Source organism: Paraburkholderia sp. SIMBA_053 (assembly GCF_046534895.1).
Lineage (GTDB): Bacteria > Pseudomonadota > Gammaproteobacteria > Burkholderiales > Burkholderiaceae > Paraburkholderia > Paraburkholderia caledonica.
Genome location: NZ_JAWRXU010001393.1, coordinates 1 through 246, shown reverse-complemented (window position 1 = coordinate 246; position 246 = coordinate 1). Strand labels below are relative to the sequence as shown.

The window sequence follows — 246 nt, the reverse complement described above, 5'->3', positions numbered from 1 at the left end:
GCACCACGATATTCGATGCATCGCGCCGTTACATCACAGCGGGCACGCCTTCGATCATTTTTGCCGGCGAGGAGTACGGCACCGGATCGAGCCGCGACTGGGCTGCGAAGGGCACGCGCCTGCTTGGTGTAAAGGCCGTCGTCGCGCGAAGCTTCGAGCGCATTCATCGCAGCAATCTCGCGGGACTTGGCGTGCTGCCGTTGCAATTCATTGGCGATGACAGTGCTCAGACACTCGGACTCGACG

Annotated in this window: 1 protein-coding gene; it reads left to right on the top strand. The window is 61.4% G+C overall.

The annotated features are described in order from the left end of the window. The coding region (locus SB753_RS40175) for a hypothetical protein (protein WP_410805566.1) at nucleotides 1-246 on the top strand (246 nt) is incomplete at both ends.